Here is a 3,912-nt window from a genome sequence, read left to right as displayed (position 1 = left end):
CGGAGGCCGCCACCGCCAGCTGGTTGGCTTGGCGCGCGTTGTCGGCGTTTTGCTTGACGGTGCTGGTCAGTTGCTCCATCGAGGCCGCCGTTTCTTCCAGCGAACTGGCCTGCTGTTCGGTGCGGCCGGACAAGTCCAGGTTGCCGGCGGCGATCTGGCTGGAGGCGGAGGCGATGGTGTCGGTGCCGCCACGGACCTCGCCGACAATGCGGACCAGACTGTCGTTCATGTCCTTCAGGGACTGCATCACCTGACCGGTCTCATCGCTGCTTTTGACGTCAATCCGGCTGGTCAGGTCGCCGGCCGCCACGGTCCGGGCGATCTGCACCGCCTGGCCCAGGGGGCGCGTGATGGAACGCGACACCAGCCAGGCGCAGAGCGCGGCCAGAATCAGCACCAGGGCACTCAGCGCCAGCACCATCTGCTTGCCAAACGCGGTCGTGGCCGCGATCGACTGGCCTGCGCCAAGGGTTTGTTCCCCGGTAATTTTCAGCAACTCGTCAAACGCATGGGCGATCGGTTTGTCGGCACCTTTGATCTCTTTGTCTATCTCAGCCAACGCCGTCCCCGCGCTCTGCATCTCGGCGGCTTTGCGGATCGCCGCGCGGTACAGCTCGGTGGCTTTCAGGACATCGCCCAGCAACACCGTCTCGCGTGCGCTCATGACGCCTTTCTTGCCGTAGCTCGCCACCGCCGCGTCGATCGCGTCCAGGTCCTCGGCAAACTTCTTGTTGGCATCGCCACCGCGCAGAACAAAGTTCTTGAAGTTGTGCACCGCATCGCCCAACCGGATCCGGCCTTGCGCCGCGAAATCGCGTTTCTGCAACGACAGGTCGGAAAAGTTTTGCCATTTGGCGGCCGCATCGTCCAGGGCCATGAAAGCCGCCAGGCCCAACAGCATGGACAGCAGCGCCACCAGGGTAAAAGAGATCCCCAGACGGGTTGCTATTTTCAAATTTCCGATATTCATCTCATGTTCTCTCAATACACTTCATCCGACCTGCTGTCAGGCATCGGGTCAGGCGCTTCATGGCGCCAGTTTCTCCACCAAGCCCATGTCCGCGCTCAGCATCAGCTTGTCGATATCGACCAGAATCAGCATGCGCTGGTCCAGCGTGCCCAAGCCGATCAGGTATTCGCCCGCCAGCACCGCTCCCATCTCCGGCGCCGGCTTGATCTGCTCGGCCTTGAGCGTGATCACATCCGAGACGCTGTCCACCACCATCCCCATCACCCGGTTCGCCAGGTTCAGGATGATCACCACCGTGAACTGGTCGTAGCTGGGCGTTCCCAGATTGAACTTGATGCGCATGTCGATGATCGGCACGATGATGCCGCGCAAGTTGATGACACCCTTGATGTGCGTCGGCGCGTTGGCAATCCGCGTCACCGTGTCGTAACCGCGCAGTTCCTGCACCTTCTGGATGTCTATGCCGTACTCTTCGTGGCCCAGCGTGAAGGCCAGAAATTCCAGGCCCTTGCCGGCCGGCGCGCCGGCGGCGGGGTTGTTGGGCTTGCTGGTGCTTGCGTCCATGAACATTCCTTTAAAAAGTCTCCCAGTCCCCGCTGTCGGCACTGTTGGCGGCGGCCGTGGCCGGCCCCTCAGGACGCTTCAACGCGGTGGACGGGGCGGCCTTGACTGCGATGGGCCGGGCGGTCTTGCCCTCATTTTTGACCTCGCCCATCAGTTGCACCAACAGGCTGCTGACCTTGCTGGTGGCACGCGAAAAATCGGTATCCCGCTCCAGCATCTTCTGCGCCTGCTCGGACTCGCCGCGATTGATGGTGCTGGCCACCTTGCCCGCTTCCTGGTGGAATTCGCGGTGGCTGTTCACCAGTTCCACGAAAGACGGTTTGCCGCCGTACTTCGAGGCGCCGGCGCCATACAGCCATTTACCGAGTTCGCAACAGTCGTCGCAAGCGGCCGCTTCGGCGTCCAGCGTTTCGTTCCGAATCGCGGCGGTCCGCAGTTTCATGCGCCAGTTGGCATGGGCCTGAATGGCGTTGTCGAGATTGATGCCGATCGCCGCGTCGGCCGCGGCCACCGGCAAGTCGCGGACCGCATTGGGCGTTCTGCCGCGCGCCGCGCCAAACATCTCGCTCTGCCGGCGATCGAGCTTGAAGACGCTGACCACTTGCGACAAGTTGCCGGCCTGCTCCTGCAACGAGGCCGCCGCCGCTGCCGCCTCTTCCACCAGCGCCGCGTTCTGCTGCGTCACCTGGTCCATCTGCGTGATCGCCTGGTTCACCTGCTCGATACCCGAGCTTTGCTCCTGGCTGGCTGCCGTGATCTCCGCCATGATGTCGGTCACCCGCTTCACGCTGTCGACGATCTCGTCCATCGTCTGGCCCGCTTGCGCCACCTGCTGGCTGCCCTCTTCCACCTTGGCCACCGAGTCCCCGATCAGGGTCTTGATCTCCTTGGCCGCCGCCGCCGAACGCTGCGCCAGGTTTCTCACTTCCGCTGCCACCACCGCAAAGCCGCGCCCTTGCTCGCCGGCGCGCGCCGCTTCCACCGCCGCGTTTAGCGCCAGGATATTGGTCTGGAAGGCAATGCCGTCGATCACGCCGATGATGTCGACGATCTTCCTCGATGAGGCATTGATGGCACCCATGGTGCCCACCACATCGGAGACCACACTGCCGCCCTTGATGGCGACACCGGAGGCCGCCACCGCCAACTGGTTGGCCTGGCGCGCGTTGTCGGCGTTCTGCTTGACGGTGCTGGTCAGCTGTTCCATCGCCGCCGCCGTTTCTTCGAGGGAACTGGCCTGCTGTTCGGTGCGCGAGGACAGGTCCAGGTTGCCGGCGGCGATCTGGCTGGAGGCGGTGGCGATGGTATCGGTGCCACTGCGCACTTCACCGACCATGCGCACCAGGCTGTCGTTCATTTCCTTCAGCGCTTGCAGCAACTGGCCGGTTTCATCGGTCGATTTGACGCGGATGGCGCTGGTCAGATCGCCGGCGGCAACGGTCTGCGCGACTTTCACCGCCATACGCATGGGCCGGGTGATCGAGCGGATGATTATCAGACCGAAAACCGACAGGAGGACCAGCAGGGCCAGTGTGCCGACCGAATGCTCGATCAGGCGTTCCAGCATCATGGCATCGATGTTGTCCACATAGATGCCGGAACCTATGATCCAGCCCCAGGGCTGGAAGCCCTTCACGTACGACATCTTTGGCACCGCTTGCAAGCTGCCCGGTCTGGCCCACAGATAGGGAACGAATCCGGCACCGCTGGCTTTGACGGTGTTGACGAATTCGACAAACAGACGCTTGCCATTCGGGTCCTTGTTGTCCGCCAGGTCCTGGCCGTCGAGTGCCGGTGTGACCGGGTGCATCAGCATGCGCGGCTGCATGTCGTTGATCCAGAAATACTCGGCACCGCCGTAACGCAAGCCCTTGATCGCCTGCATCGCCTGCTGTTGCGCCTGCGGCTCGGTCAGCGTGCCCTTGAGCGCCTGGTCATGGTAGTAAACCAGCAGGCCATGCGCCGTTTCCACCACCTGCTGCAGATTGTTTTTCCGTTCCTGGAGTATCAGCGTGCGCTCCGAAACCAGCGATACCACGTTCAGGGCGAGGATGCTCAAACCGACCGCCAGCAGCAGCAGGCCGAGTTTCTTGGTGATGCTTACGGAGCGGATACTTTGTTGATTGAACATAGATTTCGTTGTTTTCAAAATGCTTGCCGGCCGGCGCCGGACAGCGGCTTGCGCTGGGCTGTCGACAACTGCGGCGTCGGCTCGTCATCGAGCTTGAAGGCACTGATCACCTGCGACAGCTTGCCGGCCTGCTCCTGCAACGAGGCCGCCGCCGCTGCCGCCTCTTCCACCAGCGCCGCGTTCTGCTGCGTCACCTGGTCCATCTGCGTGATCGCCTGGTTCACCTGCTCGATACCCGAGCTTTGCT

Annotated in this window: 3 protein-coding genes and 1 pseudogene; all 4 read right to left on the bottom strand. The window is 62.7% G+C overall.

What is annotated here, in order from left to right:
* Positions 1-970 (bottom strand): HAMP domain-containing protein (locus PHS32_RS23935; RefSeq protein WP_301082081.1); only part of this gene is annotated, 970 nt, incomplete at its 3' end.
* A 57-nt stretch (positions 971-1,027) separates the two neighbouring features.
* A complete protein-coding gene (locus PHS32_RS23930; protein WP_301082080.1) occupies positions 1,028-1,534 on the bottom strand; it encodes a chemotaxis protein CheW in 507 nt (168 codons plus the stop codon).
* A 10-nt stretch (positions 1,535-1,544) separates the two neighbouring features.
* Positions 1,545-3,665, bottom strand: coding sequence for a methyl-accepting chemotaxis protein (locus PHS32_RS23925; RefSeq protein ID WP_301082076.1), 2,121 nt, complete (start codon positions 3,663-3,665; stop codon positions 1,545-1,547).
* A 14-nt stretch (positions 3,666-3,679) separates the two neighbouring features.
* A pseudogene (locus tag PHS32_RS23920) lies at positions 3,680-3,912 on the bottom strand (hypothetical protein); the annotation flags it as partial.

The sequence above is a fragment of the Rhodoferax sp. genome (assembly GCF_028714215.1).
In the GTDB taxonomy this organism is placed as follows: Bacteria; Pseudomonadota; Gammaproteobacteria; order Burkholderiales; family Burkholderiaceae_C; genus Rhodoferax.
The sequence above is the reverse complement of the archived record's forward strand: the minus strand, read 5'-3'. Positions and strand labels throughout refer to the sequence as shown.

Bases quoted from the DNA above. Each gene is read 5' to 3' on its own strand.
- PHS32_RS23930 (WP_301082080.1), bottom strand. From the start codon at position 1,534: ATGGACGCAAGCACCAGCAAGCCCAACAACCCCGCCGCCGGCGCGCCG.
- PHS32_RS23925 (WP_301082076.1), bottom strand. From the start codon at position 3,665: ATGTTCAATCAACAAAGTATCCGCTCCGTAAGCATCACCAAGAAACTC.